The 19128-nt window shown below is 69.6% G+C and carries 17 protein-coding genes and 1 pseudogene; 16 read left to right on the top strand and 2 right to left on the bottom strand.

The window, feature by feature from the left end; all coding sequences use genetic code 11:
• Positions 1–9: 9 nt before the first annotated feature.
• Positions 10–627, bottom strand: a complete 618-nt coding sequence (mobA, locus tag LXT21_RS32530; protein WP_254042099.1) for a molybdenum cofactor guanylyltransferase — start codon at positions 625–627, stop codon at positions 10–12.
• Positions 628–1145: 518 nt separating this feature from the next.
• Here mobA and LXT21_RS32525 point away from each other — a divergent pair.
• From LXT21_RS32525 to LXT21_RS32455, 16 genes and pseudogenes are all read left to right on the top strand, one after another.
• Positions 1146–2408 (top strand): molybdopterin molybdotransferase MoeA, encoded by a 1263-nt coding sequence (locus LXT21_RS32525; protein ID WP_254042179.1) that lies wholly within the window; start codon positions 1146–1148, stop codon positions 2406–2408.
• Positions 2380–2988 (top strand): annotated as a pseudogene (mobB, locus tag LXT21_RS45520) (molybdopterin-guanine dinucleotide biosynthesis protein B); the annotation flags it as partial. The gene LXT21_RS32525 and the pseudogene mobB, both read left to right, overlap by 29 nt.
• 27 nt (positions 2989–3015) lie before the next feature.
• A complete protein-coding gene (locus LXT21_RS45515) occupies positions 3016–3885 on the top strand; it encodes a formate dehydrogenase accessory sulfurtransferase FdhD (RefSeq protein WP_323395252.1) in 870 nt (289 codons plus the stop codon).
• A 342-nt stretch (positions 3886–4227) separates the two neighbouring features.
• Complete coding sequence (epsZ, locus tag LXT21_RS32515) at positions 4228–5721, top strand: exopolysaccharide biosynthesis polyisoprenyl-phosphate hexose-1-phosphate transferase EpsZ (protein WP_254042097.1); 1494 nt, start codon at positions 4228–4230, stop codon at positions 5719–5721.
• Positions 5722–5829: 108 nt separating this feature from the next.
• A complete protein-coding gene (wzx, locus tag LXT21_RS32510; protein ID WP_254042096.1) occupies positions 5830–7380 on the top strand; it encodes an exopolysaccharide biosynthesis flippase in 1551 nt (516 codons plus the stop codon).
• 9 nt (positions 7381–7389) lie between these two features.
• Positions 7390–8007, top strand: a complete 618-nt coding sequence (epsY, locus tag LXT21_RS32505) for an exopolysaccharide export protein EpsY (protein WP_254042095.1) — start codon at positions 7390–7392, stop codon at positions 8005–8007.
• 3 nt (positions 8008–8010) lie between these two features.
• On the top strand, positions 8011–9243 hold the full coding sequence (epsX, locus tag LXT21_RS32500) for an exopolysaccharide export protein EpsX (protein ID WP_254042094.1): 1233 nt from the start codon (positions 8011–8013) through the stop codon (positions 9241–9243).
• A gap of 15 nt (positions 9244–9258) precedes the next feature.
• Complete coding sequence (locus tag LXT21_RS32495; protein ID WP_170300513.1) at positions 9259–9435, top strand: hypothetical protein; 177 nt, start codon at positions 9259–9261, stop codon at positions 9433–9435.
• Positions 9436–9465: 30 nt separating this feature from the next.
• On the top strand, positions 9466–9870 hold the full coding sequence (epsW, locus tag LXT21_RS32490) for an exopolysaccharide biosynthesis response regulator EpsW (RefSeq protein ID WP_254042093.1): 405 nt from the start codon (positions 9466–9468) through the stop codon (positions 9868–9870).
• Positions 9867–11393, top strand: a complete 1527-nt coding sequence (gene epsV / locus LXT21_RS32485; RefSeq protein ID WP_254042092.1) for a PCP family exopolysaccharide biosynthesis protein EpsV — start codon at positions 9867–9869, stop codon at positions 11391–11393. Before epsW ends, epsV begins: the two co-directional genes overlap by 4 nt.
• Positions 11394–11417: 24 nt before the next feature.
• Entirely contained in the window at positions 11418–12626 is a 1209-nt protein-coding gene (epsU, locus tag LXT21_RS32480; RefSeq protein WP_254042091.1) for an exopolysaccharide biosynthesis GT2 family glycosyltransferase EpsU, read from the top strand.
• A gap of 129 nt (positions 12627–12755) precedes the next feature.
• On the top strand, positions 12756–14855 hold the full coding sequence (locus LXT21_RS32475) for a YfbK domain-containing protein (RefSeq protein ID WP_254042090.1): 2100 nt from the start codon (positions 12756–12758) through the stop codon (positions 14853–14855).
• A 172-nt stretch (positions 14856–15027) separates the two neighbouring features.
• Positions 15028–15594, top strand: a complete 567-nt coding sequence (locus LXT21_RS32470; RefSeq protein WP_254042089.1) for a hypothetical protein — start codon at positions 15028–15030, stop codon at positions 15592–15594.
• A gap of 216 nt (positions 15595–15810) precedes the next feature.
• Complete coding sequence (locus LXT21_RS32465; RefSeq protein WP_254042088.1) at positions 15811–16185, top strand: carboxypeptidase-like regulatory domain-containing protein; 375 nt, start codon at positions 15811–15813, stop codon at positions 16183–16185.
• Between the two features lie 90 nt (positions 16186–16275).
• Positions 16276–16860 carry a type IV toxin-antitoxin system AbiEi family antitoxin domain-containing protein gene (locus LXT21_RS32460; RefSeq protein WP_254042087.1) on the top strand — a complete coding sequence of 195 codons (585 nt, stop codon included), beginning with the start codon at positions 16276–16278 and terminating at the stop codon, positions 16858–16860.
• Positions 16857–17765: a nucleotidyl transferase AbiEii/AbiGii toxin family protein gene (locus LXT21_RS32455; RefSeq protein ID WP_254042086.1), complete on the top strand. Its 909-nt coding sequence runs from the start codon at positions 16857–16859 to the stop codon at positions 17763–17765. The genes LXT21_RS32460 and LXT21_RS32455 overlap by 4 nt, the downstream gene beginning before the upstream one ends.
• Positions 17766–17776: 11 nt before the next feature.
• On the opposite strand, the gene epsH is transcribed toward LXT21_RS32455, so the two are convergent.
• Positions 17777–19084 (bottom strand): exopolysaccharide biosynthesis glycosyltransferase EpsH, encoded by a 1308-nt coding sequence (epsH, locus tag LXT21_RS32450; protein WP_254042085.1) that lies wholly within the window; start codon positions 19082–19084, stop codon positions 17777–17779.
• Positions 19085–19128: the final 44 nt, after the last annotated feature.

The following is a 19128-nucleotide window of genomic DNA, read 5'->3' as shown; positions in this document are numbered from 1 at the left end:
TCGAGTGGCTCACCGTGGCGGCAGCGAGACACCGTGCCGCGAGAGGTCCTCGGGGGTGTTGACGTTGACCAGGGAGCGCAGCGTGGGGTCCACCGCGCGCAGGGCGCTCTCGGGCAGCACCCGGGAGCGGAAGCGCGAGAGCAACAGGCGCAGGGACGGGTCCTCCGGGAGCAGGGCCCGCCAGTGGGGGGCCAGCTCGGCGCGATACACGGCGAGCAGCGGCTCCATCCGCCCCTCGACCTCGAAGCACACCGCGTCCACGTCCTCGCCGCGCGCGTCGAGCAGCACCCGCAGCGCCTCCATCGACACGAAAGGCATGTCGCACGCCACGGTGACGACCCAGCGCGTGCCAGACGCGGTCAGCGCCGCGTGCACACCGCCCGGAGCGCCCTTGTCGGGGACCTGGTCCGCCACCGTGCGCAGGGCATATCCCGCGTAGGGTGCGGGCACGTTCGCCACCAGGAGCACGTCCCCGAAGTGGGGAGACAGCGCGAGCTGCCGTGTGAGCACGGTGCGCCCCTCGACCTCGAGGAGCCCCTTGGGCACACCCGACAAGCGGCGGCCCTGGCCACCCGCGATGATGGCGAGCGTCACGTCCGGGAACTCGGTGCCGTGGTGGGGGTCCATGACGAGGGGCTCGCGTGCACTGGGGGAACGTGAGGGCCAGGCCCTGCGCGTCCGCGGCCGGAGCATGTCATACGTCCACCGGAGGCCTGTAGCGGACAGGTCCCGCACATCCACCCTCGGAGCATGACGCACCCTCATGCCCAACCCGAGCGCGGGCCCCGCGCCCGGCGGGGTGTCCGTCCATCGTGGTCCGCATGGGCTCTCGACAAGCGCGCCGGGCGCATCCTCGGGAGACCATGGCTTCGTCTCTCGAGTCAGCTGCCTGGTGGGTCTTCATGCCTGGCGCGCCGTCCGATGATCTTCGCGCCCGCCAGTGCCGTGGTCTTCCACGCCTGGCTCCGCTTCGGGGCATCGCCCAGCCCCTTCCCCAGGCGCTGCTCCCATTTCCTTGGAGGTCGCTCACCTGGCCAACGCTCTCCGGATGACGCACCGGCCCACGTCGTGTACGGCAGGCGGGCAACCGTCACGGGGGACGATGGACAATGCGCCGCTCCCTCGACGTAGTCTGCGCCGCGTCGATGCCGCTCACGCCCCTCCACACCGCCCGGCAGGCCGCGCTCGAAGCCCTCTCACCGACGGCTCCCGCGTCCATGCCCCTGCTCGACGCCCACGGCCGATTCCTCGCCGAGGACGTCCGAGCCGTGCGTTCGCTCCCCGGCTGCGACAACTCCGCGATGGACGGCTGGGCCGTGCGCGCCGAGGAGACTCGGGGCGCCAACCGGGACCGCCCCGCGCGGCTCCGGGTCGTCGACACCGTCTACGCGGGCGCCCTGCCCTCGCGTGCGCTGCAGCCCGGAGAGGCGGCCCGCGTCTTCACCGGCGCGCCCATTCCCTCGGGCGCGGATGCCGTCATCCGACAAGAAGCCGCGCGCGCGTCGGAGGACGGTCACCACGTGGACCTCTTCATCACCGTCCCGCCAGGCAATGACATCCGCCTCACGGGGGAGGAGGTGCTCGAGGGCACGCTCCTGTTCAGCGCGGGTCAGCGCGTGAGCGCGTCGGTGCTCGGCGTGCTCGCGTCACAGGGAGAGACCCAGGTGCGCGTGCGGTCCGCGCCGCGTGTGGCGGTGCTCGCCACGGGTGACGAACTCGTCCGTCCGGGCCAGCCCGCGCTCTCGCATCAGGTGTACGAGAGCAACTTGATTCTGATAGCCGCGCTCGCTCGCGAGGCCGGCGCGGACGTGCGTCACCTCTCCCGCGCCCGTGACGATGAGCAGGCGCTGCGTGAGTCCATCGAGCAGCTCGCGCCCCAGGTCGATGTGCTCGTGACCACGGGCGGGGCCTCGGTGGGAGACAAGGACCACGTCAAACGGGTGCTCACGCGCCTGGGCGCGCGCTTCCTCGTGGACGGCGTGGCGCTCAAGCCGGGCAAGCCCGTGGCCGTGGCGAGGTTGGGCACCACCGCCGTCGTCGTGCTCCCGGGCAATCCCGGCGCGGCGAGTGTCGCGTTCGACCAGCTCGCACGGCCGCTGCTGCACAAGCACCAGGGTGTCCTCGAGACGCGCCGCCGCGTCCGCGCGCGCCTGTCCGAGCCACGCCACAAGCAGGCGGGCCTCACGTACCTCATCACCGCCCTGCTCGAGCACGACGACACGGGCGCCCGAGCGGTGCTGCGCCCGCAGGGTGCCGGACAGATCCTCCAGAACGTCCAGGCGGACGGCTGGGCCATCCTCCCCCCAGGTCAGGGCGACTTCGCCGAGGGAGACGTGGTCGAGGTGGAGTTGTTCGACCGTCCCACGCATACCGCCGTCGATGCCACCAACGAGGGGCCTCGCGCATGAGCCGCGTCCACTCGGTGGGCATCGTCCTCGGCTCCCGCGCCGAGGCAGACCGCGTCGACGTCGCGCGCCCCGTCCGCTCCACACACGTCGACGACACGACGCGCCCGGGGCTCCACCCATGAGCCGCGTCCCCGCGGTGAGCATCATCGGCTGGTCCGGCGCCGGGAAGACGACGCTCCTCGCGCGCCTGCTCCCGGAGCTCATCTCGCGAGGCCTGCGCGTCGCCGCCGTGAAGCACTCCTCGGACGCCCACCCGCTCCACCGCCCCGGCAGTGACACCGCGCGCTTCCAGCAAGCTGGCGCCGTGCTCACCGGCTTCGCCACCCCCGAGGGCGTCCAGCTCACCCACGACCAGGCCCCCGCGGACAGCCTGCCCACGCTCCTCTCCCGCCTCGTCGGACGCCTGGACCTCGCCCTCGTCGAGGGCTGGAAGGATGGCCCGCTGCCCAAGGTCGAGGTATGGCGCGAGGGACTCGGCCCACCCCTGGCTCCGTCACGGCCCGAAGTCTTCGCGCTCATCACCGACTCGCTCCCGCAGAGCCCTCCAGGTCCCCAGGTCCTCTCTCCCGAGGACATCGGCGCCATCGCCGACGCCCTCCTCGAACACCTGCGCCCGCCCCGCCCCGCGCCCCTCGCTCCCGCCGACGCGCGCGGCGTCGCCTCCAAGCCCGTGCGCCGCTGGAACGGCGCCACCCTCCTGCCCACCGAGGACGACTCGCTCGCCGTCGAAGAGCCCCTCGAGATTCGTGTGAATGGTGAGTCACTCGTCACCACCATGCGCACCCCCGGACACGACCGAGAGCTCACCGTGGGCTTCCTCCTCGCCGAGGGCCTCATCCGGGGCGCGGATGACCTGGGCACCCTCGCCCACTGCGGGCGCCCCGGAGAGGAAGGCTGGGGAAACGTGCTCGAAGTCACGCCCGCCCCAGGCGTCTTCCTCGACCCGGAACCCCTGCGCGCCACCCGTCGCGGAACTCTCACAACCTCAGCATGTGGAGTGTGCGGAAGGCGCAGCGTGGAGGACCTGCTCACCGGCTGCGCACCCCTGCCGCCAGGGCCCGTGCTCTCCCCCATCGCCGTGGCCCGCGCCACCGAGCGCCTGCGCGACGTGCAGCGCAACTTCGCCCGCACCGGAGGTGTCCACGCCGCCGCCGCGCTCGACCTGGAAGGGCGCCTGCTCGCCGGCTTCGAGGACGTGGGCCGCCACAACGCGGTGGACAAGGTGGTCGGCGCGCTCGTCCTCGCACACCCCAAGGATTTGACGCGTCAGCCCGCGCTGCTCGCGGTGAGCGGACGCGTCAGCTTCGAAATCATCCAGAAGGCCGTCCGCGCCCGAATCCCAGTCGTCGCGGGGGTTTCCGCGGCCACCACCCTGGCAGTGGACCTGGCCCTGCGTTCTGGCGTAACGCTGGCCACGTTCGTCCGGGACGGACGCTTCAACGTCCACTCCCACGCGGAACGACTGGCCGGCGCATAAACCCATGAAATCCTGGCGCCCGGCGCGCATGCATCCAGCGCCCCACCACACCCGTATCCCTTCACGTCAGACCGGCACCGTAGATGCAGTACGTCCGGCGCTGACTCCTTCGCCCGCGGGGAAGCGAAGGGACTCATCCCGGTGTTCGCTGGGACCCCGTGAGATGCGACGAGAGTCGGATGATCCAAAGATTTCACATCATGTCACGTCTTACTCACCGTGCGGGGGGTTGCAACGCGCCGCACAAGCATGGCAAAAAGCAGTTCTTTCCGACTTGAAGATTTTCAGCCTCAACGGCAGCCTCTATCTGGACTGAACGCTCGGTCGAGCAGGTAGAGGGGGGTGGACACGATGAGCAGCGCAAGTACTGGTGCGGCGGTCGGTGCTCCTGGGTCGGCATCCGCTCAGGGCAACGTGGGGGTCGTCGCGGCGGAAGAGCAGGTTCCGGGGCCGAAGCTGGCGCCCGGCTTCGCGGCGAAGCTGAACCTGACGGTGGACCTGTTCCTGATGACGGTGGTCCTGACGGCCTCGGCGTGGCTGGACGGCCAGCTGAGCGCGGAGCCCGGGTGGTTCCTGCCCGCCGTCGTGCTCGCGTCGCTGGTGGTGTGGATCATCACCGGCACGGCCCTGTGTCTGTACGACTCCCGCTTCGCCGAGCGCAGCCGGCTGGACCACGTCGCGCTGGTGTCGGTGACGACGCTCGCCGTGGTGACGGTGCTCGCGGTGGCGAACCTGGCCCTGCCGGAGGCGCTGAAGGTCCCGGGCCTGGCGCCCCTGCTCATCCTGTTCTGGCCGGTGGCGCTGCTGTTGCGCCTGTTCGTCTTCCGTCCGGTGGCGGCGCAGGAGCGCCCCATGGACGCGGTGCTCATCGTCGGCACGGGGGCCATGGGCCGCTACTCCGGCGAGGACCTGACGCGCCGCGGCCGTCGGCAGATTCTGGGCTACGTGCGCTTCCACGACGACACGGGCTCCATCGGCGAGCTGCCCTCCAAGGTGCTCGGCACGGTGGATGACCTGGAGCACATCCTGCGCAACACGGCGGTGGACGAGGTCTACATCGCCGGCAACACGCTCAAGCAGGGCGAGGCGATGCAGGCCGCCATCAAGCTGGCCGAGCGCTTCGGCGTGCCCTTCGCGCTGCCCGCGCACACCTTCCGCCTGGACCGCGCGCGCCCCGTCGACAGCCGCGCCGTGGCGGACGGCTTCCTGCACTTCGCGGCGGTGAGCCCCAAGCCGCACCAGATGGCGATGAAGCGCCTGTTCGACATCTGCGTGTCCGCGGTGGCGCTGTGGATGCTCCTGCCGCTGTTGGGCTTCGTGGCGCTGATGGTGAAGCTCACGTCGAAGGGGCCCATCTTCTTCAAGCAGTACCGCGTCGGGCAGAACGGCAAGCCGTTCTACATGCTCAAGTTCCGCTCCATGGTGGTGAACGCGGAGGAGCTCAAGGAGAAGCTGGCCACGCTCAACGAGCAGTCGGGTCCGGTCTTCAAGATGAAGAACGACCCGCGAATCACCGGCATCGGCCGCTTCATCCGCAAGTTCTCCATCGACGAGCTGCCCCAGTTCATCAACGTGCTGCGCGGGGAGATGAGCATCGTCGGTCCGCGGCCGCCGGTGCCCACGGAGGTGGCCAAGTACGAGACGTGGCAGCGCCGCCGGCTGTCGGTGCGCCCGGGCCTGACGTGCATCTGGCAGGTCTCCGGCCGCAACCAGATTTCCTTCGAGGAGTGGATGTACCTGGACATGCAGTACATCGACCACTGGACGCTGACGAGCGACCTGCGCCTGCTCCTGCAGACGGTGCCGGTGGTGATTACGGGTCGCGGGGCCAGCTAGGCCTCCAGGCGACCTGACTTCCCGCGGGGGTGGCATTGACGTGCCGCCCCCGCTCGTCTTCTATGCACCCGGGCCGTCCGGCCGACGCCGGGAGCGCCCGACTCCAACGTGACGACCCCCAGCGAATCCTCTCAGCAGAACGCCCAGGAGCGTGAGCGCTCCCACGAGGCGATGGGCGCGGTGCGCAACGGCCTGCAGCTCGGTGGCTCGCTGCTGGTGACGTATGCCATCGCCTTCGGCATCCGTCCGCTGCTGACGCACTACCTGTCCCCGGAGGCCTTCGGGCGCTTCAACTGGGCGGACAGCTTCTCCGCCATCTTCTTCATCGCCACCAACCTGGGCCTGGAGATGTACATCCGCAAGGAGGTGTCGCGAAGGCCCGAGCACGCCAGCGACTTCTTCGGCGCCTCCATGCTGCTGCGGCTCATCCTCACCGTCGTCCTGATGGGCGCGCTGTCGCTCGTCATGGCGTGGCGGCAGGACCCGCCGGAGATGCGCGCGCTGGTGTACGTGTTCGGCGTCGCGCAGCTGCTCGTCATGTGCAACGCGTCCATGGCGGCGCTGCTGCACGCCAAGGGCAAGGTGGCGGGGCTGTCCATCTCCAACGTCCTCACCAAGGTGGTGTGGGGCGGCGGCCTGTTCGCGGTGGGCGTGCTGGGGTTGCCCCTGCCGTGGCTCGCGGTGCCCGTCGTGGCGTCGGAGGCCCTCAAGCTGGGCATCGGCTGGTACCTGGCGCGCGTGCACATGGGCCTGGTGTTCCGCGTGGACTTCCCCGCCACGTGGAAGGTGTGCAAGGCGGGCCTGCCCTACTTCCTCACCGCCGCGGCGCTCGCCACCAACGGGCGGCTGGACATCATGATTCTGGGGATGCTCGGCAGCCACGAGGAGGTGGGTTGGTACTCCGCCGCGTGGAGCATCTCCAACGTCACCTTCGCGCTGAACCCCGTGATGGGCTGGGTGCTGTTGCCGCTCATGTCGCGCGCCGCCGCGCGCTCGGAGGAAGAGGTCAGCGTCATCGCGCGCCGCGCGCTCGAGGGGACGCTCGCCGTCACGGTCCCCATGATGATGCTCATCGTGATGGGCGCGCCGCTGTGGATTGGCCTGTTGGGCCGCGACTACTCGCTCGCCGTCAACCTGCTGCGCCTGCAGTCGCCGCTGTTCGTGCTCGCGTTCGTGACGATGACGTGCGGCGCGTGGCTCACGATGACCAACCGCGAGTGGTGGGTGACGGGCACCAGCATCTTCGGCAGCCTGCTGCTCAACCCGCTGCTCAACCTGCTGCTCGTGCCCCGGCTGTACGCGAAGTACGGCGACGGGGGCGGCGCGGCGGGCACGGCGATTTCGCTGCTGCTGATGGAGGTGGTCATCACCATCATCATGCTCGGCCGCATGGGCCGCTCCGCGGTGGACCAGCGGCTCCTGGTGCGCGTGGCGAAGACGGCGGTGGTGTGCGTGGCCATCGTCGCGCTGGACCGCACGGTGCTCGCGCCGCTGTCGGACTGGCCGCGGCTCATCGTCGAGGCCTCGCTGTACGTCGTGGGTGTGCTGGCGCTCGGCGCGGTGAAGCCGGGCGAGGTGCTCGCGGTGGTGAAGCTGGCGCGCCACCGAGGCGACCCCCAACCGGAGCCGGCCGTCGTGGCCGTCGCTCCCACGCCCTGAAGGAGCCCCATGACCTCCCCGCTCCGCTCCCTCTTCCGCGTGCTCACCACCGCCGCGCTGGTGCTCGTGGCCTCCGGCTGCACGGGGCTCGGCAAGTACACCTGGGTGGACGAGTACCAGGAGAAGCCGCCCCCGCTGGACGCCAGCTACCGCATCGCCGCGGGGGACTTGCTCAACATCCGCGTGTGGAACCAGGAGTCGCTCACCACGCAGGCGCGCGTGCGCGACGACGGGCGCATCAGCCTGTTGTTCCTGGACGACGTGGAGGCCGCGGGCCACAGCCCGGCCATGCTGTCGCAGCAGATCCAGACGCGGCTGAAGGACTACATCAACCACCCCGTCGTCACGGTGGCGCTGGAGATGCCGCGCCCCATCAAGGTGACCATGGTGGGCGAAATCAACCGCATCGGCCCGCTGGAAATCGACGTGGGCGCCAGCCTCCTGCAGGCCCTGGCCGGCGCGGGCGGCTTCACCGAGTACGCGCACAAGGACCGCATCTTCGTCATGCGCCAGGACGACGGGCAGGCGCCCGTGCGCATCCGCTTCCGCTACCAGGACCTCATCCACGCCGAGGGGCGCGCGACGTCATTCCGCCTGCGCCCCGGTGACGTGGTGGTGGTGGAGTGAGCGGTGCTGGGGGCGGCGCTCACCGCGATGTGGCTGGAGGTCTGTGGGGCCTCCGTCTCCTACACCGCGTCGGTGCGGGTGGACTCGCGCGTGCGCTCCAACGAGGACCCCGCCGAGGACGCGCCCACCCTCGCCGCTGACACGGACTTCACGCCGATTCTCGGCCTGGAGCGGCGCGAGGGGAACACGTCGCTCCAGCTGGACTACGCGCCGCGCATCAGCCTGCGCGAGGTGACGTCGCGGGCGCGCACCGAGATACAGCACATCGGCCGCTTCGCCGCGCTCTGGCGCCCCGAGCGCGGGCTGTCCTTCCGCTTGAGCGAGGAGCTGGTGCTGGGCAGCGTGAACCTGCTCACGCTCGACGCGCTGCCCTCGCTGGACCCGGACCCCATCGACCCGGACGGCCCCATCCGGCCGCCGCAGGGCGGAGGCCCGTTGCAGCCCTTGCCGGAGGCGGACACCGTCCACTTCCTCTCCTCCGCCACCTCGCTCACCGGCGAGACGGGCTGGCTGGGCCGGCGCTGGCAGCTGTCCGGCACCACGGGCTTCACCGTCAGCGGCGGCCTGGACGGCCCCGCGCGCGAGGCCGTGCCCCTGCAGTACGGCCCGCGCCTGGACGTGTCCCTGAGCCACGCGCTCACGTCGCTCAGCGCCATCACCACCTCGGCCGCCGCCACGTACGCGCGCTTCTCCACCGGGGCCAACAACACCGTGGTGACGCTGACGGAGAGCTGGACGGGCCGGATGACCCGCCGCACGGCGCTGGAGGCCGGCGCGGGCGCGAGCATTGTCCACACCATGACAGCGCCCGGCGGAGTCGAGCCGGACCCGGCGCCTCGTACCGAAGTGCTACCCAACCTCACGCTCGCAGTGGGGCACCGCATCCCCTCGCGCACGGCGGACTTCGACGGGCGGCTGGGCCTGCGCGTGTCCCCCTTCACGGACCGGCTGACGGCGCGCGTGTACCCGCGCGCGGACCTCACCGCGACGGGGACCTGGGCGCTGGGGCCCCGTGTTCGCGTGGGCGCCACGGCGGGGACGGCCTTCGCGGTGGGCGGGGCCACGGGAGACCGGCTGGTGTCCGGCGGGGTGACGGCGTCCTGGATTCTCAACACCTGGATGTCGGTGGATGCGGACACACGGGGGACGTGGAGCCGCTCGCCCGAGCTGCCGGCCGCCCGGTTCCAATGGGCGGCGGTGCTGGGCCTGTCGTTGCGGCAAACTGGTATCCTCTGAGCCAAAGCGAAGGCCATGGCGAAGCTCATCCTGATGTCCGTCCTCATCCTCACGATTGCCCTCCCCGCGAAGGCGGCGAGGGACCCGAATCCGTCGCGAGGACTGAAGAAGGCCATCCTGTGGGTGATCCTCTTCAACGCGGCTTACACCTACGGCGTCATCGTCTGGGTGCCACGGCTCGGCTTCCACTGAGCGCGACTGAGAAGAAAGGCTGACGACGCAATGGAGCCCCAAATGCACACGGTCCTCCTCGTGGAGGACGCGCCCTTCTTCCGGAAGATGCTGGGCGACTACCTGCGTGCCATGGGATTCAAGCAGGTGGTGGAGCTGCCCAACGGGCAGGCGGCGCTCAAGCATCTGGCGAGCGCGGAGCGTCCGGACCTCGTGTGTCTGGACCTGACGCTGCCGGACATCTCCGGCTACGACCTGTGTGAGGTCATCCGCAAGACGCAGGGCATGGCGGACGTGCCCGTGCTGGTGGTGAGCGCGCGCGACCTGCCGGAGGACAAGGCCCACGCCGAGGAGGCGGGCGCCAACAGCTACCTGGGCAAGCCCTTCACGCAGGAGGAGTTCTCCAAGCGGGTGAAGCACCTGCTCAAGAACGCGCCCGCGAGGAGGCCTTCGTGACGGCACCGGCCCTCGGGCCTCGGGGCCCCCGGGCCGCACCCACCGCTCCGGCGTACACGCCCGAGCGCGTGGAGACGAACGCGCCGTCGGACCTCATCGACTGGGGCTTCGCCATCGACGCGGTCTTCTATTTGAAGAACGCGGTGCTGCGGCATTGGTTCCTGGCGTTGGTGGTGATGGCGGCGGTGTCCGGCCTGGCGGCGGGCGTCACCAAAATCATGCCGCGCAAGTACCACGTCGAGACGCGGATGCTCACGCAGCGCAACTTCATCATCGCCTCGCTGGCGAACCCGGGCCGCTCCATTCCGGTGGACGCGGACCAGCCCACGCGCGCGGCGTGGGAGATGGTGATGAAGAGCGACAACCTGAAGGCCGTGGTCCGGGACGCGAAGCTGGTGGAGTACTGGGAGCTGCAGCGCTCGCCCATCAGCAAGCTGAAGGAGAAGCTCTTGCGCAAGCCGCCGCCGCCCATGTCCGACGAGGACAAGGCGGACGCGCTCAGCGCCATGCTGGAGCAGGCCATGCTGGTGATGGTCGAGGGCGGCACGGGCACCGTCACCATCGGCGTGGACTGGAGCGACCCTCAGCTGGCGCTCAACATCGTCGAGGCGGCGCAGAAGAACTTCCTGGAGATGCGGCAGCAGGCGGAGATGGGCGCGGTGGCGGAGGCCATCACCATCCTCGACAAGCAGGTGGTGGACGAGGGTGAGGGCATCAAGCAGGCCATCGCGGCGCTGGACGCCACGGTGAAGCGCGTGGAGGCCAGGCGCAAGCGCGAGGAGGCCAAGCAGAACAAGGGCCGAGGTCGGGGCGGCACGGCGGAGCAGGCGGGAGCGCTGGGCATCAACACGAACCACCTGCTCGCGCAGATGCGGTTCATGGTGCAGACCAAGCGCCGGGCCATCTCGGACGTGGAGGAGTTCCGGGCGCGGCGGCTGACGGAGCTGCGCAACCAGCTGGCCGAGCAGCGCGTCATCTACTCGCCGCAGCACCCGCTCATCACGGACCTGGAGCAGCGAATCATCGTGCTCCAGGAGGACTCGCCGCAGCTGGTGGCGCTGCGCTCGGAGTTCAACGAGCTCATCAACGAGTACATCCGCAACGGCGGGGACCCGGGGGAGCTGGAGCAGGGCACCACGGGTGGGCCGCTCTTGGGCGCGGCGGCTTTTGGGGGGCCTGCGACGGCGGACAACCCGGAGGTGTCGGTGGCGGCGGACCGGGTGCGGATGCTGGTGATGCGGCACCAGGAGAAGATGCGGCGGCTGGACCAGGCGAAGACGGAGCTGGAGATTTCGCGGGCGTCGATGAAGCACCGCTTCAGCGTGCTGGCGCCGCCGACGTTCCCGGAGAAGCCGTCGAAGCCGAAGGTGCAGCTCATCCTGGCGGCGGGTGTGGTGGGCGGCATCGCGATGGGCGTCTTCGCGGCGGTGGCGCTGGACATCATCCGGCGGCGCATCCTGGAGAAGTGGCAGGTGGAGCGAATCCTGAAGCTCCCGGTGCTGGCGGAGCTGGAGCGGCGCTAGGGCGCGTGCTCGGGGGAGACAGTCGTGACGGTGTGGACCTGGGTGGACCTGGCGCTGTGCGTGGCGCTGCTGCCGGTGGCGGTGGCGTGCGGCTATCTGCTGCTCCTGACGGTGCTGTCGTGGCGACGCGCGGCGCCGGTGCCGCCCGCGCCCACGCGCAAGTTCGACGTGGTGATTCCGTCGCACAACGAGGAGCTGGGCATCGCCCGGACGGTGGCGAACCTGTCCGCGGTGGACTACCCGGCGTCGCTGCGGCGCATCCTGGTCATCGCGGACAACTGCTCGGACGCGACGGCGCAGAAGGCGCGCGAGGCGGGCGCCACGGTGCTCGAGCGGCATGACACGGAGAAGCGCGGGAAGGGGTACGCGCTGGCGCACGCGTTCGAGTTCAGCCAGAAGGACGGCTTCGCGGACGCCGTCGTCGTGGTGGACGCGGACACGGTGGTGTCGCCGAACCTGCTGCATGCGTACGGGCGCAGGTTGGAGGACGGGGCGCACGCGGTGCAGGCGCACTACGGGGTGATGAACCCGACGGCGTCGTGGCGCACGCGGCTGATGACGATTGCGCTGGGCATGTTCCACAAGGTGCGCTCGCTGGGGCGCGAGGCGGTGGGCGTGTCCTGCGGCCTGCGTGGCAACGGGATGTGCTTCACGCACGCGGTGCTGCGCGAGGTGCCGCACGACGCGTTCAGCGTGGTGGAGGATTTGGAGTACGGCATCCGGCTGGGCCGCAAGGGGCACCGCGTGCACTACGCCTGGGAGGCGGAGGTGCAGGGCGAGATGGTGTCGGCGGAGAAGCAGAGCCGCTCGCAGCGTCAGCGCTGGGAGGGTGGGCGCGCGCAGATGCGCAAGCTGCACGGGTGGCCGCTCTTGAGCGATGCGCTGAAGCAGCGGAGCGGGCTGCTGTTGGACTTGTCGATGGACGTGCTGGTGCCGCCGTTGAGTCAGCTGGTGCTGGCGGCGGTGGGCAGCGCGGTGGCGGCGTCGGTGTTGGTGTGGCTGTCGGGTGGGACGGCGGTGTGGGCCTCGGCGGTGGCGGGGTTCGCGCTGATGAGCCTGGGGGCCTATGTGCTGCGCGGATGGTGGGTGTCCGGCGTGGGTCCACGCGGGCTGTTGGACCTGGCTTGGGCGCCTGTGTACGTGGTGTGGAAGGTGGGGTTGATGCTCCGCGGCCCGGGTGCCGAGAAGCGCGGCGAGTGGGTGCGCACCGAGCGCGAGGCCGAGCGGCGCTGAGTCGTTGATGCTGTGACGGGCCTCAAGCGGCCCGTGCTGAAACCATGATGGAGCCTGGAGCCTCGCGTGCGATGCGAGGCGCTCCTCATCTGGATGATGGCCTCCTCTCGACACCCCGAGGTGGACCTCATGAACGCCGTCCTTTCACGACTGCTATGCGGGCTGCTGCTCCTGCTGGCCTCGCAGGCGCTCGCCCAGAGCAGCACCATCATCGGCACAATCATCGCCGCCGAGGGCCGTCAGCCCGTGCCCGGGGTGATGGTCACCGCGCTATCGCCCAACCTCGTCGGAGAGAAGACCGCTGTCACCGACGACAAGGGCGAGTACCGCATCCCCGAGCTTCCCCCTGGCGTGTACGTCCTTCGATACGAGAAGGAGCACTACGCGCCCAGCGCGCGCACCGACGTGCAGCTGCGGCTCAACCGCACCATCCGCGTCAACGTCGAGCTGCGCCCCGAGTCCCACCTCGAGACGTTCGAGATGATTGACGCGCCCGCGGAGATCGGCCCGGGCTCCACGACCACGGGCGTCAACATCGACCAGGAGTTCATCAAGCGCCTGACCTCACCTTCGTCCGAAGGGAAGATGCGCACCTTCGAGGAACTGTCGGAGCTGACGCCCGACTCCTCGAGCGACGCGTACGTCGTCTCCATCAACGAGCAGGTCGCCGTCGCCAGTCCCCCACCTCAGCACAACGCCGCCCCCGCGATGCCCGGCATGTCGATGACGTTGCGACTGCACCCCGTCCCCTCGGGACAGGCACGCACGCAGCCCCGGCGCGACGAGCCGATGACCCGCTCGCGCTACTACGACATGTACTTCAAGGGGTACGGGGTGAACCCCACCGTCAACACGGAGGAAGAGCGCTTCTCCACGTTCTCCGTCGACACGGACACCGCCTCGTACACGCTCACCCGCAGTTATCTGAAGCGCAACCTCCTCCCGGACGAGCACGCCGTCCGCGTGGAGGAGTTCGTCAACAACTTCGACTACGGCTACGCGGACCCGAAGAACGCGCCCTTCGGCGTCCATGTGCAGGGCTTCCCCTCCCCCGTGCGCAAGGGCTACCAGGTGCTGCGCATCGGCGTGAAGGCTCGCGAGGTCTCCCGCGCCGAGCGCAAGCCCAGCCACCTCGTCTTCGTCATCGATGTGTCCGGGTCCATGGACATGGAGAACCGGCTGGAGCTGGTGAAGCAGTCCCTGCGCCTGCTGGTGGCGGAGCTGGACGAGCGTGACCGCGTGTCGCTCGTCGTATACGGCTCGGAGGCCCGGCAGGTGCTCCCGCCCACGAGCGCGCTCCACAAACCGCGACTGTTGAACGCCATCGACGGGCTCCGCACCGAGGGCTCCACCAACGCCCAGGCGGGACTGGAGCTGGGCTACCGCATCGCCGTCGAACACCTGCGTGAGGGCGGCATCAACCGCGTCATCCTCTGCTCGGATGGCGTGGCCAACGTGGGCATCTCCGATGCGGATGGCATCTGGGCGAAGGTGAAGTCGCTCGCGGCACGGGGCATCACCCTGTCCACCGTGGGCTTCGGCATGGGCAACTACAACGACGCGCTGATGGAGCGGCTGTCCCATGTCGGCGAGGGGAACTACGCCTACGTGGACGAGCTGAAGGAAGCCCACCGCGTCTTCGTGAAGAACCTCACCGGCACGCTCCAGGTGGTGGCCAAGGACGTGAAGCTCCAGGTGGAGTTCGACCCGAAGGCGGTCTCCCTCTACCGGCTGCTCGGGTACGAGAACCGCGCGCTGACGGCCGAGCAGTTCCGTGATGACCGCGTGGACGCGGGCGAGGTGGGCGCGGGCCACTCCGTCACCGCGCTCTATGAAGTGAAGCCTCGCGAGAACGCCCGGACGCTGGGCACGCTGCGCATCCGCTACAAGTCGCCCGAGGGCGGCGCGTTGAAGGAGCTGGCGACCTCGTTGCCCCGAGCCGCCCTGCGCTCGAGCTACGCCCAGGCCGGTGAGTCCACTCGACTGGCCTATGTGGCCTCCGCCCTCGCCGAGAAGCTCCGGGGCTCGTACTGGACGCGGCCGCTGACCTACGGCTCGCTCCTGGAGTTGTGGAACGGGGTGGGCCCGGAGCTGAAGGAGCGCGAGGACGTGCGCGAGCTGGGAGACCTCATCCGCCAGGCCGGTGCCCTGGACCGGAGGGTGGATCCATTCGAGGCCTTCGCGCCCCTGCGGACCATGGACTTCGACCGCCCGCCCTCGGGCTCCTGAGCGCTACCCAGCCTGTTCGACCCGAAATGACGCCTGGGGTCGTATCTCCATCATGCCCAGGGCCTCGAATCATGACCGAGCCATGATGAACCCGGGGACCCGCGTGGGAGATTCTTCCGCGGTGGTCCCGGATGATGCGGTTCGTTCTCCCCGAGGCCTTGGAGTCGAGCACGTGACGCCCTTCCTTCGCGGTGTGCTGTGTGGACTCGTGTGGATGCTCTCCCCGGCCGCCAGGGCGCAGGAGGCGGAACCCAGCGCCGAGGCACAGGCCCCGGCCTCCACGGAGGCGTCGAGTGCCACGGTCGAGGATGCGCCGCTCCCGACGTCGTCCCAGGTCACTCGCAGGCCCAGCCGTCCGGTCGTCACGCTCGACGCGGGGGGCAGCACCTGGCCTGTCGAGACGCTGCGCCGGGAGACGGACGGTCCGACGGTCGACGTGGGCTCGATGACCACGGGCGTGCGGGTGGACCAGGAGTTCCTCCGGCGCATCGCCGTACGCCCCGCGGCAGCGCAGTCGCGCGAGGACCTCGGTGCGAACGGATCCACGCGGGAGATGTCGGCTCTGGAGGACGCGCTGAGCGGAGCCCCTGCACAGCGTGACACCTCGGAGCCCGCGCTCCGATTGCGGCGCTTCCGGTCCCTCGCGGAACTGGCCCCGGGGACTCCGGAGCAGGCGGCCCTCGGCGCCCCCGAAGGGGAAGAGGCCCGGCAGCCCGAGGCACACGTCGTGAGTCGCTGATCAGCACGCACGCGCGCGAAGGACCCCGGATATGGAGTTGGCGGCATCCATGTCGCTGGAATTCGGACGTGGCCGCTCGGCGCCCCACGTCACCGCGAGGACCCCAGCGGGGCTCATGCCGAAACGGTGATGGCACAAAGAGCCGCGCATGCGGTTCACGTCAGCCCGAGCCGGAAGAATGGGCCCCTCTCCCCGAGCCACACCGAGGCCCCATCCGTGCTGACGCACCTCGTGCCCTATCTGCTCTGCATGTTGGTGCTCATCGTCACGGTGCCTGTCTTGGCCCGAGCGGAGAGCCGCGAGTACGCGCCGCCGCCGGGCGTGCTCCTGGGGCTCGTCATCGACGGGGACAGTCGAGCGCCGCTCGTGAGGGTGAAGGTCAGCGCCAGCGCGTCGGGGCACGCGGAGGCCCACGTGACCTGGACGGACCCGGAGGGCCGCTACCGGCTGCCCCTGCTCCCCGCGGGGACGTACACGCTGCGATTCGAGCACCCGGACTACGCCCCCTCGTCCCGCGCGGACATCCTGCTGCGAGCCAACCGCGCCATCCGCTCGAGGGTGGCGCTGCGCCCGAACACCTCCCGAGCCTGAGTTCCCGCACGAAGCTAAAATCTGATTTTAGTTTCGTGCAGTGACGGACCTGGATTGGCACGAAACTAAAATCTCATTTAAGTTTTGTGCATGACGGGCAAGCGCGAGCAGGCGCCGGATTGGGATCGGCTCTTCGAGTTCGCGCTGGGACAGGCCGGCCTGTTCACGACGAAGCAGGCGGCGGAGGCGGGTTATTCGTCTCAGCTCCTCGTCCACTATCTGCACATCGGCAAGGTGGTCCGACTCCGGAGAGGGGTGTACCGATTGGTGCACTACCCCCAGGGCCAGGACGAAGCGCTCGTCACCGTGTGGCTGTGGTCGGAGCAGCAGGGCGTCTTCTCACATGAGACGGCACTCGCCCTGCATCAGCTCTCGGACGTGCTGCCCTCTCGACTCCATCTGACGCTTCCCACGACGTGGAGGCAACGCAGGCTTCGCGTTCCTCCTGGCGTCATCATCCATCACGCCGCAATCGACGATGCCGAGCGAACCTGGCCCGCCGCGGTGCCCGTTACCTCGCCCCTGCGGACACTGACAGACTGCGCGAGCGCCCATCTCGCTCCAGACCTGCTCCACCAAGCCATCGCGCAAGCCCTCGAGCGTGGACTCATCCGGAAGTCCGACCTCGCGCGCATCCAGAAGGCGAGCGTGGCGAAGGAGCGGCGGACACGATGAGCGTTCGCCGCTACCTGACCGGCGACGCCTTCAGAAATGCTCTCGAGCAGCGGTTGAGGAAGAGCGCCCCTCATGGGGACGACTTCAACCGGCGGCGCCAGCTCCTCGTCTTCCACCGCTTCCTCGCGCGTGCGACCCAGGTCCTCGGAGAGGCCATCACCCTGAAGGGAGGACTCGTGCTCGAGCTGAGGCTTCAGCGAGCACGCACGACCCGGGACGTCGACCTGCGGCTCACCGGGGACCCACGCGACCTGCTCGCGCGCCTCCAGCAGGCAGGCCAGTTGGACCTCGGGGACTTCATGCGCTTCGAGCTCCGACCCGACCCCCACCATCCCGACATCCAGAACGAGGGAGTGCGCTACGACGGACGTCGGTTCCGCGCCGAGTGCCGAATCGAGCGAGACCTCTTCGGCCAACCCTTCGGCGTCGACGTGGCCATCGGAGACCCCCTCGAGGGAGCGCCCGAGCTCATCGAGGTGGCGGACACACTCGGCTTCGCCGGCATCCCTCCGCCCAGGCTCCACGTCTATCCCCTCGAGACGCATCTGGCGGAGAAGCTCCACGCCTATACGCTGCCTCGTGCGCGGCCGAACACCCGGGTGAAGGACCTCCCGGACCTCGCGCTCCTGGGAAGCATCCGTGCGCTCGAAGCGAGGCGCCTGCGACAGGCCCTCACGCGGACCTTCTCCTTCCGGAAGACACACGGCGTCCCGTTCTTCCTTCCCTCGCCACCGCCCGAATGGCACCGGCCCTATCGGGCCATGGCCACCCAGGACGGCCTGCCATGGAAGACACTCGACGTCCTCACGGAAGCAGTCCGCGCCTTCCTCGACCCCGTCCTCCTCGACGAGGACCTGGCGACAACCTGGAGCCCCACGGCCTGGACATGGACGCCCAGGCCCTGAGTGACACGCGGTCAGTCCGCCAGCGGCATGCCCCAGTCCGGCTGCCCGCGCTCACCCATCACCCAGCGGTACACCTCCAGCACGTGCTCCGCCTTCGCCTTCCAGGTGAAGTGCTTGAAGATGCGCTCCCGCGCCCGCTCACCCATGGGACGAATCACCGACGGGTCCTCGACCAGCTTCGTGAGCACCCCGCGCACCCGCGCCACAATCTCCTCCGGCGTGCCGATGGGCACCGCGAACCCCGTCGCCGGACTCACGATTTCGCCCGGACCGCCGTAGTCCATGACGATGGGCACCAACCCCAACGCCATCGCCTCGCACACCACCGCCCCGCCGAACTCACGCACGCTCGGGAACCCGAACACGTGGTTCTTCGCCAGCCGCCCCTGCAGCTCCTGGTGCTTCACCCACCCGGCGAACGTCACCCCGGACTCGATGCCCTCCCTGGCCGCCTGCGCCTTGAGGTTCGGCATCTCCTGCCCGTCGCCGATGTACTCCAGCACCACCTTGCCCTCGCGGATGAGCGGCGCCGCCGCCTCCATCAACATCGCCATGCCCTTGTACGGCACGAAGCGCCCCACGAACGCCACCCGCAGGGGCAACTCCACCGGCCCCTCCGACTTCGCCGTCCCGAAGCGCCGCGTGTCGATGGCGTTCTCCGGCACGTACACCGTCTTCCCCTGCCACTCCCGCGCCACCTGCCCCCGCGTCGCCCGCGAGCCCGTGATGATGGCCGACGCGTTCTCCCGCGTGGACTTGTAGAAGGGCATCAGCTTGTACGCGTCCCGCACGTAGCTCAGCCACTCCTTCTCCCGCCGCCGCGCGCCACCAAACCCCTTGGGCCACGGCAGTCCGCCGTTGAGCGGCCCCATCACGAACGGCACTCCCGCCGCCTTGCAGCGCCGGGCCAGCGTGCTCGGCGTCGTCGGGCTGATGGGCGTGTAGCGATGCACCAGGTCGAACTCCCGGGCCTTGATGCGCGCGCCGAAGCGCTGCCACAGCACCTCCTCGAAGTAGTAGTACGGCAGCACGCTCAACGCCGTCGCCGTCGTCCAACCCACGCCCGCCTTGCCCCGCAGCAGCTCCCCCACCTTGTCGAGCGGCTTCTCCACCGGCGTCGAATCCAACGCCGTGAACCCAGAGCCCTCCTGCACCCCCTGCTTCAGGATGTTCTCCCGGTTGCGCACGTGGGTGACGAGGTGCACGTCGGCCACCTCGGTCAGCGCACGGTAGAGCGACCAGCCTTCCAGCGGGACACTCACCCAGTCGGGGTTGCACAGCTCGGCAATCAGGAGGACGCGTGGTCTGGGAGCAGGCATACGTGAGGCTTCATCTATCCCAACCGGCCCTCCAGATGTAGCCT

This window comes from Myxococcus guangdongensis (assembly GCF_024198255.1).
Classification (GTDB): domain Bacteria; phylum Myxococcota; class Myxococcia; order Myxococcales; family Myxococcaceae; genus Myxococcus; species Myxococcus guangdongensis.
This window is presented reverse-complemented; position numbering and strand designations above follow the sequence as displayed.

Excerpts from the sequence above, each read along its gene's own strand:
- mobA (WP_254042099.1), bottom strand. The coding sequence starts at position 627 with ATGGACCCCCACCACGGCACCGAGTTCCCGGACGTGACGCTCGCCATC.
- LXT21_RS32525 (WP_254042179.1), top strand. The coding sequence starts at position 1,146 with ATGCCGCTCACGCCCCTCCACACCGCCCGGCAGGCCGCGCTCGAAGCC.
- epsY (WP_254042095.1), top strand. The coding sequence starts at position 7,390 with ATGACCTCCCCGCTCCGCTCCCTCTTCCGCGTGCTCACCACCGCCGCG.
- LXT21_RS32495 (WP_170300513.1), top strand. The coding sequence starts at position 9,259 with ATGGCGAAGCTCATCCTGATGTCCGTCCTCATCCTCACGATTGCCCTC.
- epsW (WP_254042093.1), top strand. The coding sequence starts at position 9,466 with ATGGAGCCCCAAATGCACACGGTCCTCCTCGTGGAGGACGCGCCCTTC.
- LXT21_RS32475 (WP_254042090.1), top strand. The coding sequence starts at position 12,756 with ATGAACGCCGTCCTTTCACGACTGCTATGCGGGCTGCTGCTCCTGCTG.
- LXT21_RS32460 (WP_254042087.1), top strand. The coding sequence starts at position 16,276 with ATGACGGGCAAGCGCGAGCAGGCGCCGGATTGGGATCGGCTCTTCGAG.
- LXT21_RS32455 (WP_254042086.1), top strand. The coding sequence starts at position 16,857 with ATGAGCGTTCGCCGCTACCTGACCGGCGACGCCTTCAGAAATGCTCTC.
- epsH (WP_254042085.1), bottom strand. The coding sequence starts at position 19,084 with ATGCCTGCTCCCAGACCACGCGTCCTCCTGATTGCCGAGCTGTGCAAC.